At 67.5% G+C, this 14,205-nt stretch carries 18 protein-coding genes; 4 read left to right on the top strand and 14 right to left on the bottom strand.

The annotated features are described in order from the left end of the window. Positions 1-71: 71 nt before the first annotated feature. From tilS to tolQ, 7 genes are all read right to left on the bottom strand, one after another. Positions 72-1,127, bottom strand: coding sequence for a tRNA lysidine(34) synthetase TilS (tilS, locus tag C8D03_RS14450; protein ID WP_181300979.1), 1,056 nt, complete (start codon positions 1,125-1,127; stop codon positions 72-74). Further along, positions 1,124-2,068 (bottom strand): tol-pal system protein YbgF, encoded by a 945-nt coding sequence (gene ybgF, locus C8D03_RS14445; protein ID WP_108051660.1) that lies wholly within the window; start codon positions 2,066-2,068, stop codon positions 1,124-1,126. Before ybgF ends, tilS begins: the two co-directional genes overlap by 4 nt. 126 nt (positions 2,069-2,194) lie before the next feature. Continuing rightward, positions 2,195-2,707, bottom strand: coding sequence for a peptidoglycan-associated lipoprotein Pal (pal, locus tag C8D03_RS14440; protein WP_108047107.1), 513 nt, complete (start codon positions 2,705-2,707; stop codon positions 2,195-2,197). Positions 2,708-2,992: 285 nt separating this feature from the next. Next, positions 2,993-4,279: a Tol-Pal system beta propeller repeat protein TolB gene (tolB, locus tag C8D03_RS14435; RefSeq protein WP_248308472.1), complete on the bottom strand. Its 1,287-nt coding sequence runs from the start codon at positions 4,277-4,279 to the stop codon at positions 2,993-2,995. A gap of 56 nt (positions 4,280-4,335) precedes the next feature. Next, positions 4,336-5,535, bottom strand: a complete 1,200-nt coding sequence (gene tolA, locus C8D03_RS14430; protein ID WP_108047105.1) for a cell envelope integrity protein TolA — start codon at positions 5,533-5,535, stop codon at positions 4,336-4,338. A 28-nt stretch (positions 5,536-5,563) separates the two neighbouring features. After that, positions 5,564-6,013, bottom strand: coding sequence for an ExbD/TolR family protein (locus C8D03_RS14425; RefSeq protein ID WP_108047103.1), 450 nt, complete (start codon positions 6,011-6,013; stop codon positions 5,564-5,566). 11 nt (positions 6,014-6,024) lie between these two features. Continuing rightward, positions 6,025-6,735, bottom strand: a complete 711-nt coding sequence (gene tolQ / locus C8D03_RS14420; RefSeq protein ID WP_108047101.1) for a protein TolQ — start codon at positions 6,733-6,735, stop codon at positions 6,025-6,027. A gap of 305 nt (positions 6,736-7,040) precedes the next feature. Here tolQ and C8D03_RS14415 point away from each other — a divergent pair, with 305 nt between their 5' ends. Together C8D03_RS14415 and C8D03_RS14410 are read left to right on the top strand one after the other, a co-directional pair. Beyond that, positions 7,041-7,493, top strand: coding sequence for an Rrf2 family transcriptional regulator (locus C8D03_RS14415; RefSeq protein WP_108047099.1), 453 nt, complete (start codon positions 7,041-7,043; stop codon positions 7,491-7,493). Beyond that, entirely contained in the window at positions 7,484-8,197 is a 714-nt protein-coding gene (locus tag C8D03_RS14410; RefSeq protein ID WP_348981702.1) for a class I SAM-dependent methyltransferase, read from the top strand. The genes C8D03_RS14415 and C8D03_RS14410 overlap by 10 nt, the downstream gene beginning before the upstream one ends. A 125-nt stretch (positions 8,198-8,322) precedes the next feature. Here C8D03_RS14410 and C8D03_RS14405 read toward each other — a convergent pair whose 3' ends face one another. Both C8D03_RS14405 and C8D03_RS14400 read right to left on the bottom strand, forming a co-directional pair. Continuing rightward, on the bottom strand, positions 8,323-8,775 hold the full coding sequence (locus C8D03_RS14405) for a DUF2852 domain-containing protein (RefSeq protein ID WP_108047095.1): 453 nt from the start codon (positions 8,773-8,775) through the stop codon (positions 8,323-8,325). Between the two features lie 92 nt (positions 8,776-8,867). After that, positions 8,868-9,530: a TetR/AcrR family transcriptional regulator gene (locus C8D03_RS14400; protein WP_108047093.1), complete on the bottom strand. Its 663-nt coding sequence runs from the start codon at positions 9,528-9,530 to the stop codon at positions 8,868-8,870. Between the two features lie 174 nt (positions 9,531-9,704). Between C8D03_RS14400 and C8D03_RS26470 the strand changes: the two genes are divergently transcribed. After that, positions 9,705-10,370, top strand: a complete 666-nt coding sequence (locus C8D03_RS26470; protein ID WP_181300978.1) for a hypothetical protein — start codon at positions 9,705-9,707, stop codon at positions 10,368-10,370. A 2-nt stretch (positions 10,371-10,372) separates the two neighbouring features. Here the strand turns inward: C8D03_RS26470 and ybgC are convergent, their stop codons facing one another. Continuing rightward, the gene (ybgC, locus tag C8D03_RS14390) at positions 10,373-10,777 is read right to left on the bottom strand and encodes a tol-pal system-associated acyl-CoA thioesterase (RefSeq protein ID WP_108047091.1); all 405 of its coding nucleotides are present in this window, start codon (positions 10,775-10,777) and stop codon (positions 10,373-10,375) included. 154 nt (positions 10,778-10,931) lie between these two features. Here ybgC and C8D03_RS14385 point away from each other — a divergent pair, with 154 nt between their 5' ends. Continuing rightward, positions 10,932-11,438, top strand: coding sequence for a hypothetical protein (locus tag C8D03_RS14385; protein WP_108047089.1), 507 nt, complete (start codon positions 10,932-10,934; stop codon positions 11,436-11,438). Positions 11,439-11,497: 59 nt separating this feature from the next. On the opposite strand, the gene C8D03_RS14380 is transcribed toward C8D03_RS14385, so the two are convergent. Genes C8D03_RS14380 through ruvA form a run of 4 tightly spaced genes read right to left on the bottom strand, consistent with a single transcriptional unit; the run spans position 11,498 to position 14,191 of the window. Next, positions 11,498-12,049, bottom strand: a complete 552-nt coding sequence (locus C8D03_RS14380) for a DUF3828 domain-containing protein (protein ID WP_108047087.1) — start codon at positions 12,047-12,049, stop codon at positions 11,498-11,500. After that, positions 12,046-13,092, bottom strand: coding sequence for a Holliday junction branch migration DNA helicase RuvB (gene ruvB / locus C8D03_RS14375; RefSeq protein ID WP_108047085.1), 1,047 nt, complete (start codon positions 13,090-13,092; stop codon positions 12,046-12,048). The genes C8D03_RS14380 and ruvB overlap by 4 nt, the downstream gene beginning before the upstream one ends. Continuing rightward, a complete protein-coding gene (locus C8D03_RS14370; RefSeq protein ID WP_108047083.1) occupies positions 13,089-13,577 on the bottom strand; it encodes a GNAT family N-acetyltransferase in 489 nt (162 codons plus the stop codon). Before C8D03_RS14370 ends, ruvB begins: the two co-directional genes overlap by 4 nt. Next, positions 13,574-14,191, bottom strand: coding sequence for a Holliday junction branch migration protein RuvA (ruvA, locus tag C8D03_RS14365; RefSeq protein WP_108047081.1), 618 nt, complete (start codon positions 14,189-14,191; stop codon positions 13,574-13,576). Before ruvA ends, C8D03_RS14370 begins: the two co-directional genes overlap by 4 nt. Positions 14,192-14,205 lie beyond the last annotated feature (14 nt).

The raw sequence follows: 14,205 nt of genomic DNA, 5'->3' as shown, positions 1-14,205 counted from the left end.
AAACGCGTTTGCCCGACTAATCTAGGTGCGACGGGGGCCCTTGCCAAGGGAAACAGAAAAACGGCGCTCTCCTATGACGTCGCAGGGTGAACGCCGCGCCGGCGCGGACCTTCGCGTCGCAAGGTCAGCACCCCGTCGGAGCCGAGGGCTACCACACAGCCGGACAAGGTTCGCGCCGCCGGCGCCCCGTTCCGTGCTGCCTCGCACAACGTCTCGACGCAGGCTTCGAGACGCTCCAACCGGAGCGCGGCGCCGCTCTCGCCGGCGACCTCCTTCAGCGCGAGCGCGACGACGCGCAGGGCGATTTCCTCAGGCTCCGCCAGCAGCGCCTTGAACTGCAGGCGCAACACCGGCGCCGGACCGGCCGGCAACAGCAAGACCGGCAGCAGGGCCTGCGCCCGCAGCGCGACGGCCTCGTCGAGCCGGGCGATGCGCCTTGCCAGCAGCGCCAGTCGCTCCGCGCTCAGGCCCTCCTCGGCAAGTCCCGGCATCAGGGCGCGCCAGCGCACCCGCTCGAAGCGCCGGTCGCCATTGCTCGGATCGATGACGAAGGGCAGACCCAGCGCCCCGGCCGTCGCGACGAGCCGCGCCTTGGGCATACCGAGCAGCGGCCGCACCAGCATCAGCCCGCCCTTGTCGGCCCGCTCGCGCATCGCGGCCAGCCCGCCGGGGCCGGAGCCATGCGCCATCCGCATCAGCAATGTCTCGGCCTGATCGTCCTGCGTATGCGCGCTCACCAGCACCGCCCCGCCGATCCGTTCGGCCTCCCGGGCGAGAAGGCCGTAGCGGGCGGCGCGCGCCCGCTCCTGCAGGCCGGCCACCGGCTTGCGGCCCTCCCAGAGCAGGATGCTATGGGGGACTCCCAACCTGCCGCACAAGAGCGCAACGCCCTCAGCCTCGTCGGCGGAGGCCGCGCGCAGCCCGTGATCGACAGTCGCGGCATGCAGCGCCGGCCGGCCCGGCTCCCGTGCCCATTCGGCGAGCAGCGCCAGCAGGGCAACCGAATCCGGTCCACCGGAAACGGCGACGAGCAGCCTCGCCTTGCGGGCGAGGCCGGCAAACAGCGCGGCGGCCTCCCGGCTGCCGAGCGGCGGATGATCGCTGGAGGTCTGTGGGACCGCGCTCAAGCGCAGCCTGAACGCCGCCGCTCGCGTTCGATACCCTGCCGCACCGAATTCGGCGCGGACGGGTACTCGACCCCGACCTTGGCGTAGGTTGCGCAGGCCTGGTCCCTGGCGCCGAGCCCATTCAGGGAGATGCCGAGGCGCAGCAGGCTTTCGGGCGCCTTGGTCGATTTCGGGGCGTCGCTGCTAACCTTCAGGAATTGCTCGGCCGCTTCGCGGTAACGCTTGCGCTGCAGATAGCTCTCGCCCAGCCAATAGGTCGCGTCGATGGCGAGGCGGTCGCGCGGATAGCTTTGCAGAAACTGGCGGAAACCCATCTCCGCCTGCTCGTATTCCTTGCGCAGGATCGAGGCATAGGCGAGGTCGTAGGCGTCCTTGGCGCTCGCCGGCCCGCTGGCGGCAGCCACGCTGGGCCCGCGCGGAGCGGTCTGCGGAGGCAGCCCGCCCTGCGGCACGTTGCGTCCGACGCCCTGCAGGTCGAGCGGCCCCTGGCCCGCGCCGCCCTCGGCGAACTCGTCCTCCAGGATGGCGCCGATGCTGCCATTGAGCGGACGCGGCGCACCCGCCGCGCCCTGCTGTACGCTGGGATCGAAGGCATCGCCGCGGCGCTGGGGCTGCGGCCGGGGAGCGGCACCCGCCGGAGGCGCGGCATTGCCCGGCGCGGCAGCCCCGCTCGAACGTCCACCGCCGCGCTCGGTCAGGCGGAAATCGACGTCTTCCTGGAATTTGCGAAGCTGTTCGCTCAGGCGCTTGTTCTCGAACTGCAACTGCTCGATCTGCCCCGAAAGCTGACGGATCTGATTCTCCATCCGCGCGGTCCGCACGACCAGATCGGCAGCATCCTGCGCCGTCGCGGGCAGGCTGAGGCAGGATACCGCCACACCGAGGGCAAGCGCGGCGAGGCCGGAACGGACCCTGGCATCGAGGCGAAACTGTCGGAGCATCATCGGAAACCGGGGTTGAGCGAGAAGGCCGGCCTATAACACGTCACGACCACGGCCAAAATATGAAAGGGCCGGCGCCTTCCCGAAAGGAAGGCGCCGGCCCTTGCCTCGAAATTGCGTTCTGCGTCAGACGCCGCCCCCGGCAGCCGCACCATCGAGCACCGTCACGACGCGGCGGTTCTGCGACCAGCACGAGATGTCGTTGCAGACCGCGACCGGGCGCTCCTTGCCGTAGGAGACGATCCGCATGCGGTTGCCCTGGATGCCGCGCGACGACAGATAGTCGCGCACGGTCTGGGCGCGGCGCGCCGAGAGCGAGAAGTTGTATTCGCGGGTGCCGCGCTCGTCGGCATGGCCTTCGACGACGAAGGTGTAGCGCGGGTAGCGCTGCAGCCAGGCCGACTGCTTGTCGAGCGTCGCGACAGCCGTCGGGGTCAGGTCGGTCGAGTCGGTCTCGAAGAAGACGCGATCACCGACATTGACGACGAAGTCCTGTGCGCTGCCGGGCGTCGCGGCACCACCGGCACCGAAGCCTGCATCGGCGTTCTGGTTGTTGGCGCAGGCGCCGAGCGCCAGCGAGGCGGCGATGGCAGCGGCGAAACGGACGGCGCGGCCGCCAGCGAAAAGGGTTGCGAACATGATGGACTCCGGGGCGTTCGATCTGTGCGAGGCGCGTTTCACGGACGACGTTGAATGAACAGGGCTGCGATGCACTTGCATGCATCAATGAAGCGTCAACCTAAACGAGACCTTGCCAGAACAAGGCGAAGTGGCGGCATTGCGGCGTATGGTTAACCAAATCCTGTGAAGAGCCGGTTTTGGCCGGATGTGACCGATTTGCATCCGTCAGCCCAGTCTGGAATGCCCGGCCAGGAATGGACGTCCAGCATCATTGCGCGCGCAGCGAAGCAATGACGAGATTTGTCAGCGCGCCGCCGTCAGGAGTGGCGACCAGGTCGGGTCCGAGGCGAAGGCCGGGGTCGGCACCGGAATTTCGACACGGCCGGTGATATCGACCATGTAGAGCTTGCCGCCGGACTGCCCGCCCGGATCGCGGAAGAACATGATGTACTGGCCGTTGGGCGCCCAGTTCGGCGCCTCGTTGTGGAAGCCCTCGGTCAGCAGGCGCTCGCCCGAGCCGTCCGACCGCATCACTCCGATGGCAAAGCCGCCGGAACCCCGCTTGGTGAAGGCGATCAGATCTCCCCGCGGCGACCATGTCGGCTGCGAATAGGAGCCCTGGCCGAAGGAGAGGCGCTTGCCCTCGCCGCCCCCGGCGCTCATCACATAAAGCTGCTGCGAGCCGCCCCGGTCGCTCTCGAAGACGATCTGAGTGCCGTCGGGCGAATAGGACGGCGAGGTGTCGATCGCACCCGTCGAGGTGAGCCGCATCGTCGTGCGCGAACCGATATCGATGGAGTAGAGATTGGCGTTGCCGCCCTGCTGCAGGCTGAGCGCGATCCTGGCGCCGTTGGGCGAAAAGCGCGGGCTGGACGTCATGTCGGGGAAGTTCCCGACGATCTGGCGCTGGCCGGTCTCGATGTTGAGCACATGCACGCGCGGCTGTTCGCCCATGCGCTGCGACATGTAGGTCACTTCCTGCGACACCGGCGAATAGCGCGGCGTCACCACAGAGACGCTGCCGTCGGTCAGGTAGCGCACATTGGCGCCGTCCTGGTCCATGATGGCGAGGCGCTTGCGGCGGTTCTCCTTCGGCCCGGATTCGTCGACGAAGACGACACGTGTGTCGAAGAAGCCGCCGACGCCGGTGATCTTCGTGAAGATCGCATCCGAGATGATGTGCCCGACGCGGCGGGCATTGTTCGGGTCGGTGAAATATTGCTGCCCGTCGGTTTGCGTCCCGGTGGTGACGTCCCAGAGCCGGAACTCGGCCTTGATCCGGCCGGAACCGTCGCGCGAGACGCGACCGGTCACCAGCGCCTGCACGCCGGCCGCCTTCCAGGCGCCGAACTCGGGCGCGGCATCGAAGGGCGGGTTTTTCTCGGGGTGGCGGCCCTTGTCGATCGGAGCGAAGTAGCCCGAGCGCTTCAGGTTGTTGGTGACGACGCCGGAGACCAGCACCCCGCCCTCGCCGGCAAAGTCCGCGATCGCGATCGGCAAGGGCTGGAACGAGCCGCCGCGCAGATCGATCACGAGTTCGGCACGAGCGGCCACAGGCGCGAGCAGCGAAGCTCCGGCAAGAGCGAGCATCCCACGGCGCGTCGGCGCGGCCGTCACAAGCGGGAGAGAATTGCGGTCCATCAGGGTCACAGGACGTCCCTTGCGTCGAAATTGACGACGACATCGCGCCAGTCGTCATAATAGGCGGCGAATTGAGCCGGGATGCGCAAAGGCGCGCAGCGGCGGGTGGCGGTCAGGGCCGAGCTGGCAGCGACCGCGAAAAGCGGATCGGACGAGGAATTCACCACGCCCGGCTGGCCGACGAGCGAGCCGTCCGTGTTCAGCTTCATCCGGACCTGCGGCACCACGGCACCGCGCGCATTGGCGAGCGCGATCGGCACATTCCAGCACTTCATGAGCTGGTCCTGGATGATGCCGATCAACTGGCCGCGCAACGACGGGCTGAGCTTCTGCGAAGCCCCCCGCTCCGTGCCGAGCGACGCGGTGCGGTTGACCTGCGGCGCGGCCGAGCCGGTCGACTGGGCCTGTTCCTTCGACTGCAGCAGCTTGGAGATGTCGCTCGGATTGAAGTTCTTGGCGATCTCCGCCTCGCGCTTGGCCTTGGCCTCTGCCTCCTGCTTGGCCTTGGCGGCGGCGGCGATCTTGGCCTTGGCCTCGGCTTCGGCCTTCGCCTTGGCGGCGAGTTCAGCCTTCTCCTTCGCGGCTTCCGCCGCTTCGGCCTTGGCCAGGGCTTCCGCCTTGGCTTTGGCCTGGGCCTCGGCCCGCGCGTTCGCCTCAGCCTCGGTCTTCGCCTTGGCGGCGGCCTTGGCCGCCTCCTCGGCCTGCTTGGCCTTCGAGGCGAGTTCGGCCTCCTCGGCCAGCTTCGCCAGTTCCTCGCGCTTCTGTTCGGCGATCTCGGCGGCGCTCGGGCCGGTCTTCTGCGGCGGCTGCTTGACCGGCTCCGGCGGCTTCTGCTCGGGCTTCGGCAGATTGGCGGCGCGCGAGGGCGGCAGCGGGGCGGATGCGTTGTCGTCGGCGGTCTTGAGTTCGGCCGGGCGGCTCGGCGGCGCGGGCGCGTCCTGCTTGGCCTCGCCTTCCTCCTTGCGCTCGACGATCTCGGACTGGCGCTCGGCGCGCTGGATCGGCTGCGCCTGGACCTTCTCGGCCTTGCGCTCGCCGCGCGTGACCTGATTCAGCGCGCTCGCATCGACCATCTCGACCGCGATCGCCTCCTCGTTCTCCGGCAACGGCGCAGGCGAGGAAAACGCCAACAGCCCCGCGACGAGGAACGTCGCGTGGCCGAGCGCCGACATCACCATGCCCGGTTCGGAGGTCGAAAGCTTCACGCCCGAAAAACCCTCGCTATAGCCGTCGTCACTTCGTCGCCGGCTCGGTGACGAGCGCGACCCGCTTGAAGCCAGCCGAGGTGATCGTCGACATCACCGAGGCGACGCGCCCGTAATCGACCATGCGGTCGCCGCGCACATAGATGCGCTCGTCGAAGCCCTGCTTCGCGAGCCCCTGCAGCTTGGTGACCAGGTCCGGCTCCAGCGTTGGCTGATCCTGCAGGAAGATCTGGCCCTTGCCGTCGATCGCGATCGTGATCGGCTTCTGGTCGACATTGATCGGTTTGGCGCCGGTCTGCGGCAGGTCGAGCGGCACCCCGGTCGCGATCAGCGGCGCCGCGACCATGAAGATGATCAGCAGCACCAGCATGACATCGATGAACGGCGTCATGTTGATCTCGGCGATGGCGCCGTGCTTGCGGCCGCGCCGGCCGCGTCGTCCCCCGGACTTGGCGCCGGATGCTGCTGACATGCCCATGGCTCAGCCCCTCACGCCGCCAGCCGCTCGTCGATCTGCCGCGACAGGATCGCGGAGAACTCGTCGGCGAAGGCCTCCAGCCGGCTCGACGCCCTGGCGACCTCGGACTGCAGCTTGTTATAGGCCATCAGTGCCGGAATCGCGGCGAAGAGGCCAATTGCGGTGGCAAACAGCGCCTCGGCGATGCCGGGCGCCACCACGGCGAGCGAGGAGTTCTTGGAGACCGCGATCGCGGTGAAGGAATGCATGATGCCCCAGACCGTGCCGAACAGGCCGATGAAGGGCGCGGCCGACGCGATCGTCGACAGCACCAGCAGCTTGTTTTCGAGCCGCTCGGTCTCGCGCTGGATCGTGACGTCGAGCACCTTGTCGATGCGCTGCGACAGGCTGGCGACCGAGCGCCCGCCATTCTCGAACGAGCGCTTCCATTCGCGCATCGCCGCGACGAAAACGGCTGCCATGTCGTTGGCGGGCTTGGCGGCGAGGTCGCGATAAAGCTCCTCCAGCGAACGCCCCGACCAGAACACCTCCTCGAAGGCATCCATGTCGCGGCGCGTGCGCCGGTAGAGCAGCGTCTTGTCGATGATGATCGACCAGCACCAGATCGAGGCGCCGAGCAGGCCCATCATGACCAGCTTGACGACGATATGGGCGTGCCAGAACAGGGTCCAGAACGACATGTCGATCTGCGGCGCGGCCTGCGCGACGTCGGCGGGGTTCATTCTGTCATCCTTTTGCCCTGGCGGCTTGAGCCGGTCTCCCGGCCAACGCCCCGCCATACGCGACGCGGGTGACCCCGCGACGCCGCCCGATCCGCGATCCGGGGAAATGCCGTCCCCGTCAATCGCCTTTGAATCCGGCGAAAGATGGGCCGAAACGGGGTTTCCTGCGAAACGCATACTCGCGATGGAGTTAAGCCTCCAGCAAGGTTAATGCCGGGTATACGCCCCGGCGGCAGCGACCTTTTGGCCCACCCGCAGCGCCCTGAGGGCTTGCCCTTCCCGCATCATGCAACTACATAAGTTACATGAAAAATGACAGCCGCCTGTCGGGCGTCCTCCATGTCCTGCTGCACATGGCCGAATCTGCCGGCCCGGTCACATCCGAAGTCTTGGCTCGCGCCATGCAGACCAACCCGGTCGTCATCCGGCGGATCCTGGCCGGCCTGCGCGAGCGCGGTTACGTCCGCTCTGAGAAGGGCCATGGCGGCGGCTGGATCCTTGCCCGCGATCTGGCTGAGATCAGCTTGCGAGATGTGTATGAAGCGCTCGGCGACCCTGCGTTGCTCGCGATCGGCCACCGGAGCGAACAGCCCACCTGCCTGGTCGAACAGGCCGTCAATGCCGCACTGGCCGACAGCTTCCACGAGGCCGAGGCGTTCCTGCTCGCGAGACTCGGCGGGATCACGCTCCAGACGCTGAGCACCGATTTCCATGCGCGTCTGGCCCTGAGAAGACGACCGGAAAGTTCATGCCCATGACGATTGAATCGACGCAAGGCGCCCGCTCTGTCCTCGACAGCTTCAAAAACCATGAGGCTATCGCCGGCTATGCCGATGGTCCGCCGCGATTTGTTCCGGGATTCGACGCGCTGCACCGTATGACGGCGATCTTGCTCGCTGAGAACGCTCCCGCTGCAGCCCGCGTGCTGGTGCTGGGAGCCGGCGGTGGCCTCGAACTCAACGCGCTTGCCCTGGCTCACCCGGGCTGGAGCTTCGTCGGCGTCGATCCGGCCGAGCCTATGCTCGACATGGCCCGCCGGACGCTGGGGCCGTTGATGGAGCGCGTCGAACTGGTTCACGGCTATATCGACGATGCGCCGCCCGGTCCCTTCGATGCAGCCACCTGCCTGCTCACGCTGCATTTCCTTGATGCACCGGAGCGCCTTCGCACCGCGCAAGCCATCCGTGCCCGGATGAAGCCCGGCGCGCCGTTCGTGGCCGCACATAGCAGCTTCCCGCAGGACCCCTCGTCGAGGACCGACTGGCTGGCGCGATACGCCGCCTATGCGGTTGCATCGGGTGCCGACCCACAGCAAGCCGCCAGGGGACGCGATGCGGTCGACGCGCATCTCAACCTGCTGGATCCGCACGAAGACGAACGCATTCTGCGCGATGCCGGGTTTTCGGACATCGCCATGTTCTATGCTGCCTTCACCTGGCGGGGCTGGATCGCGCGCGCCTGACCGACCTGTCTGTGAGGGGCGGGGGAAATCCGGCCTGACATCCCACGAAAACGCCCGCCCCGGTTTCCCGGGGCGGACGCTGGAGATATCGGGGCCGCCGGAAGCGGCAGGCTTCGCGGGCGCTTTCAGCCGGCGCTCGGCTGGGCTGCCGGCCCGTCGCCACGGCGATCGGCCATGAACTGGTCGAACTCCGCCTTGTCGCGAGCCATGCGCAGGCGGCCCAGGAAGTCCTGGAACTCCTTCTGCTCGTCCTCGAGGCGGCGCAGCGTCTCCGCGCGGTATTCGTCGAAGGCGCGGTTACCGCTCGACGGACCGCGGTGCCAACCGCCGCCAAAGCCTCCGCCGAAGCCGCCCTCACGGCCACCCATGCGCTCGCGCAGGCGCTCCATCTTGCCTTGAAGCCGGTTCATCCTGTGCTCGTAGCGGTCGGAACCGCCAAATCCGCAACCCATGCGTCCACTCCAGAAAAGAAAGGCCAGGGTCGCCAGACCCAGAGGCCAGAACACGATGAAGCCGAGAACCGCGAAGGCGATCCAGGCTCCCTTCCCATATTCATCGAGCTTCTCGACGATCGGCATCGTTCCCTCACCATGACAGAGCGTGAATGTAAATAACATTTACATAAATGGTCCTGCCCCTGCGCTTTGTCAAGCATCGATCATCGCGGGCGTCAGTCGTGGATGGCCGAACCGGCGTCGCGCCCGATGCCGAGCCCCTGCAGATAGATCAGCATGCCGGCCTCCAGCAGCTCGGCCGCCGACATCGGCAGCGGGCGGCGTCCGCCATCCGCCCGCCCGAACAGGGCGGCGACGCCATGCGACATCGACCAGACATGCAGCGCCATCATCAGCGCCGGCGGGCGCTTTCCCACCGGCAGCAGGGCGATCAGCGCCTCGGAGGCGGCGCGCAGCCCCTTGAAGGCGCGGTCGGCCGCGGCGCGCAGCTCCGGGCTGGCATCGAGCGGAACGCCGGCCTCGAACATCGCCGAATAATAGGCCGGTTCGTCATGCGCGAAAGCCAGATAGGCCCGCCCCAGCCGGTGGAAAGCTGTCTCCGGATCGGGCCGGCCCTGGTCCCAGACCCGCGCCAGCGCCGCCTCGAACACCACGAAGCCGCGCGTCGCGACATCGGCCAGCAGGTCGTCGCGGTCGCGGAAATGCCGGTAGGGCGCAGCCGGGCTCACGCCGGCGACCCGCGCGGCCTCGGCGAAGGTAAAGCCGTTGGGGCCCTTCTCGCCGATCAGCCCCAGCGCCGCCCGCACCAGCTCCTCCTTGAGGTTGCCATGGTGATAGCCGCGTGGCGGCGGCTCCGGCTTGTCGCGTTTCCAGCTCATGTGACGAGCGCTAACATGCAGGCGTGCAGCCGTCGACAGCCGCCCGGAGAAGGCAGCCCTCGGCACAAGGCCGACCGACACACTATGCCACGCTGCGCGCTTGCCGCTCGACGCCGCCCGACGGCGCGGGCATGCTTGGCTCGGGCGCCCGAGGGGCGCAGATGGAACGTCGTCATGGCCTTGTTCGACCGGGCAGCCCGCGCCTTCCGCCATGGCCTCTGGAACCCGCTGATGCGGTCTTTCCGGCGCTTCGTCTGGAATCGCACGACCTTCAACGCGATCCTCCTATCCTCCCCCGCGATACTGACGGCCATCGGCGCATTCGCGATGTCGCGCTCCGTCGATGCCGAGATTGCCGCCTTGACGCAGCAGCGCGACAAGATGACAGAGACCTCTCGCCAGCTCGACAGCTTCACCCGCGACGTCGAGCGTTTCCAGCTCGATCGCGGCTCGCTGCTGCTGGTGATGGCGGGTCAGGACAGCCAGGCGAAGCTGCGCTACGCGCTCGACAAGCTGTTCCGCCTGAATGCCCAGGGCTCGATGCGCCGCGTCGCCGGGACGCTCTATCCGGAAGAATGGAAGGCGCGGATGCAGCCCTATGAGGAGATCGTCCAGCAGGACTACGGCGAGCCCGACATCGTGCAGCAACTGCAGGCCTTCGAAAGCGGCATGATCGCCGATGCCAGCCGGCAACTGACAGCGCTTCAGGAAAAAATCAACGGCGTCTCGGCCCAGATCGACGCCGCGACCGCCTTCAAGACCACGATCCTCAGCATCGGCAATTCGCTGATGTATATCCTCACCATCATGATCTTCTTCCTGAAGACTAATCAGACGTAGCGCTAATCCTCGATCCCGAGACGCAGCCGCAAGCCATCGGGAATCCGCCGCGCCCGCCCGCCGCCGACGCAGGCGACCTTGACCTTTGCCGTCACCAGAACCTCTTCGCCACGCAGCACGCGCTGCTCGACATCCATGGTCGCGCCCCGCGCTGCCACCGATCGCGTCTCGATGGTCAGGAGGTCGTCCATCACGGCGGGCCTGAGGAAATCGATCGCCATGCTGCGGACCGCGAATCCCAGCGCCGTCGCGCCATCGAACAATTCGCGCTGCCCGATTCCGAGCGAGCGGATCAGTTCGGTGCGCCCGCGCTCCATGAAGCGCAGATAGGAGGCATGGTAGACGACGCCGGAGAAATCCGTGTCCTCATAATAGACCCGGACGGGCAGGCTGTGAGAGGCGGTCATGACATCGCAAAAAACGAGCGGCGGGAGGTGCGAGCTTTAAACTGCGGATGCGGGGCGGCATAGTCGGCAGGGGAGATGCCGCCGCGCCGCGGAACCCGGGCGCAGGGGCGTTGTTCCTCCAGGGAGACCAGAACCACAAGAAAAGGAAAAACCCATGTCGCTATCGACCAAGCAGCTCGAACGGCTCCTCGACAAAAGCGAGTTCGACCTCGTCGCCCGCACCCGCAGCAGGGCGATCGGCGATGTGCCGGACGCCGACCTGCCCGATCTCGCGAAGACACTGCGCGAGCGTCGCGACAAGGCCCGCGACAGGGCTCGCCGCCAGCGCCGCGAATTCCGCGGCAAGGTCGCTCCGCAGGGCACGGAAGCAGCAAGCGACAACAGCGGCACCAAGGCCAAGGCCGACGCCCTCACCGTCGCGCTCAAGCGCGTCGGGGCGGAGCAGACCCGCCGCACCGAGAAGCTGCACCAGCCGAGCCAGCGCAGCCTCGCCCGCAAGGCGCTGGCGCTGAAGCAACGTCAGCAGGCGGCGCAGCGCCCGACCAGCCGTACCGCCGATACCGGCATGAAATCCGTCACGACCCGCAAGACGGCCAAGTCCGGCGCGCTCGACCACGGCGGCCAGCGCTCTGCGATGCATCGCTCCAAATTTGCGCGCTGAGCCTTTCGGCACAGGCTGACAAGCGAAGCGCGGGCAAGGAGACGAGGCCCTGCACGCGTTCAGCGCTTGCAGGGCTTCTTCATGAAGGACCCGCAGGCATAGGGCTGCGTCAGCGTTTCGCGAACCGGATAGTCCTTGCCGTCGACACGGTTGACGATGTCGTCGATCTTCCAGGCACCGCCCTCGTCGATCATGCGGAAGCGGACGCTGACCGGCTGCTTGAAGCTGACGAAGGACGCGGTCACGAGCGCCTTGCCGTTCGCCGGCTTCCCGGTGACCGTGACGCGCAGGTTCTTCACCTCGCCATCCTGCCCGCTGAGGAAGGGATCGGCACCGAGATTGCCGATTTCACCGGCCTCCTTCTGATAGAGGTCGTCGCGCGCGAACAGCAGCGCCAGCCCCTTGCTCATCAGCCTGTCGCGATGCGGCGGCTGCCAGGGCGCCGGCACCGGATTGGGCCCGGAACCGGCGAGCTGGCGGATGGTGATCGCGTAGCCCTCGCGGACCGGGGCCTCGGGGGCAGGTTCGGCCGCGAGGGAAGGAGCGGGACCGGACAGCAAGAGCATGGTCAGAACCGTCGCGAACGCCCGCCTCGAAACCTGCATCGTCATTCCTCCCCGTCCCCGAACAGCCCGAATTGCGCCGCCTCGCGGCTGGGTTCCGGCATGCCGAGATGCCGGAAAGCGTGCGGCGTCAGGATACGGCCACGCGGCGTGCGCTGGATGAAGCCTTGCTGCAGCAGGAAGGGCTCGATGATCTCCTCGATCGCGTCGCGCGGCTCCGACAACGAAGCCGCGATCGTCTCGATCCCGACCGGGCCGCCGCCGAAATTGATCGCCACCGTGGTCAGGTAGCGCCGGTCCATCTGGTCGAGGCCGATCGGATCGACATCGAGAAGCTTCAGCGCCTTGTCGGCAACGCTGCGCGTCACGATCGCGTCGCCGTCGACGATGGCGAAGTCGCGCACGCGCCGCAGCAGCCGTCCCGCGATACGCGGCGTCCCGCGCGAGCGCTTGGCGATCTCGTTGGCCCCGTCATCCGACATCGGCACGCCGAGCACGCGCGCGCCTCGCGCCACGATGCTCTGCAGTTCCTCGACCGTGTAGAACTGCAAACGGATCGGGATGCCGAAACGGTCGCGCAGCGGCGTCGTCAGCAGGCCCGCCCGGGTGGTGGCTCCGACGAGCGTGAACTTGGGCAGGTCGATCTTGACCGAGCGCGCCGCCGGCCCCTCACCGATGATCAGGTCGAGCTGGTAGTCCTCCATCGCCGGATAGAGGATTTCCTCGACCGCCGGGTTGAGCCGGTGGATCTCGTCGATGAAGAGCACGTCGCGCTCTTCGAGATTGGTGAGCTGCGCCGCGAGGTCGCCGGCCTTGGCGATGACCGGCCCCGAGGTCGAGCGGAAATTGACGCCGAGTTCCCGCGCCACGATCTGGGCGAGCGTCGTCTTGCCCAGGCCCGGCGGGCCGACGAACAGCACATGGTCGAGCGCATCGCCGCGTGCCTTTGCCGCCTCGATGAACACTTGCAGGTTTGCACGCGCCGCCGCCTGGCCGGTGAAATCGACGAGCGAAAGCGGCCGCAGCGAGGTCTCGCTGTCGTCTTCGCGCTTCTCGGCAGAGAGCAGTCCGGGGCGGCGCGCCTCGCTCAAAGCTCAATCTCCAGTTCGAGCGCGTCATGGATCGGGATGTCCATGTAACCCGTCCGCACGATGGTCGGAACCACCGAGCGGAAATTGTCGATGGCCTCGATATGGAGCCGGGAAAAGCGGAAGCCGCATGTCTGGTAGAAGGCGAGGCCCGGCATATTGTCGTTCGTCAGCATCGCCTTCAGCCGCGCGGCCCCCCGCGCCCGCGCCGCCGCCTTCACCCCTTCGAGCAAGCGAACCGCGGCACCCTGCCCCGGCGCGACCGAATGCAGCGCGCAAAGCAGCGCCACATCCCCCCGCATCGTCCAGCTCGCATAGGCCATGATAGCCCCGTCCTTGCCGGCGACGCCCAGCAGATCGAGCTCCGCGCAATCATAGACGGTGAGGTCGATCATCATGCTGTGCGAGCCCCAGCTCGCCAGCATCAGCGCGAGGAAAGCGGACTTGTCCTCGACCGGAGCGACGGTCAGCCTGCTGCTGCCGCTCACTTCGCCAGCTCCCTCAACCCCAGCTTGATGAGTTGCGCCGTCCCCGCGCCCTCGCCCGCCTCGCGCGACGCCGCCGCCACGGCCGCCACCGCCTGCGCCTGCGGATAGCCGAGATTGCTCAGTGCCGAGACCGCATCCGCCACGGGCTGCGGCAGCGTCTTGTCGCCAAGTGCGCCGGCGAGCTGTGCCACGCCCGGATCGACATGGCCGAAGGCCGGCGCCTTGTCCTTGAGTTCGGCGCAGATGCGTTGCGCCAGCTTCGGCCCGACGCCGGGCGCCCGCGCGATCGCCGCCTTGTCGTTGGTGGCGAGCGCGGTCGCGAGCGCTCCGGGATCGAGCGTCGAGAGGATCGCGAGCGCGACCTTGGCACCGACGCCCTGGACCATCTGCATCAGCCGGAACCAGTCCCGCTCATTGTCTGACATGAAGCCGTAGAGCCGGATCGCATCCTCGCGCACATGCGTTTCGATCGAGAGCACCGCGGCCTCGCCCGGCTTGGGCAGGCGCTGCAGCGTGCGCGCCGAGCACTGCACCACATAGCCGACGCCCTGCACGTCGAGGATGACATGATCCTCGCCATAGGAATCGACGATGCCCTTGAGCTTGCCGATCATGTCATGCTTCCCCC

The sequence above is a fragment of the Bosea sp. 124 genome, from assembly GCF_003046175.1.
GTDB lineage: Bacteria > Pseudomonadota > Alphaproteobacteria > Rhizobiales > Beijerinckiaceae > Allobosea.
The sequence above is the reverse complement of the archived record's forward strand: the minus strand, read 5'-3'. Positions and strand labels throughout refer to the sequence as shown.

Coding starts and splice junctions, on each gene's coding strand:
- ybgF (WP_108051660.1), bottom strand. CDS start 2,068: ATGCTCCGACAGTTTCGCCTCGATGCCAGGGTCCGTTCCGGCCTCGCC.
- pal (WP_108047107.1), bottom strand. CDS start 2,707: ATGTTCGCAACCCTTTTCGCTGGCGGCCGCGCCGTCCGTTTCGCCGCT.
- tolB (WP_248308472.1), bottom strand. CDS start 4,279: ATGCTCGCTCTTGCCGGAGCTTCGCTGCTCGCGCCTGTGGCCGCTCGT.
- C8D03_RS14425 (WP_108047103.1), bottom strand. CDS start 6,013: ATGGGCATGTCAGCAGCATCCGGCGCCAAGTCCGGGGGACGACGCGGC.
- tolQ (WP_108047101.1), bottom strand. CDS start 6,735: ATGAACCCCGCCGACGTCGCGCAGGCCGCGCCGCAGATCGACATGTCG.
- C8D03_RS14415 (WP_108047099.1), top strand. CDS start 7,041: ATGAAAAATGACAGCCGCCTGTCGGGCGTCCTCCATGTCCTGCTGCAC.
- C8D03_RS14410 (WP_348981702.1), top strand. CDS start 7,484: ATGCCCATGACGATTGAATCGACGCAAGGCGCCCGCTCTGTCCTCGAC.
- C8D03_RS14405 (WP_108047095.1), bottom strand. CDS start 8,775: ATGCCGATCGTCGAGAAGCTCGATGAATATGGGAAGGGAGCCTGGATC.
- C8D03_RS14400 (WP_108047093.1), bottom strand. CDS start 9,530: ATGAGCTGGAAACGCGACAAGCCGGAGCCGCCGCCACGCGGCTATCAC.
- C8D03_RS26470 (WP_181300978.1), top strand. CDS start 9,705: ATGGCCTTGTTCGACCGGGCAGCCCGCGCCTTCCGCCATGGCCTCTGG.
- ybgC (WP_108047091.1), bottom strand. CDS start 10,777: ATGACCGCCTCTCACAGCCTGCCCGTCCGGGTCTATTATGAGGACACG.
- C8D03_RS14385 (WP_108047089.1), top strand. CDS start 10,932: ATGTCGCTATCGACCAAGCAGCTCGAACGGCTCCTCGACAAAAGCGAG.
- C8D03_RS14380 (WP_108047087.1), bottom strand. CDS start 12,049: ATGACGATGCAGGTTTCGAGGCGGGCGTTCGCGACGGTTCTGACCATG.
- ruvA (WP_108047081.1), bottom strand. CDS start 14,191: ATGATCGGCAAGCTCAAGGGCATCGTCGATTCCTATGGCGAGGATCAT.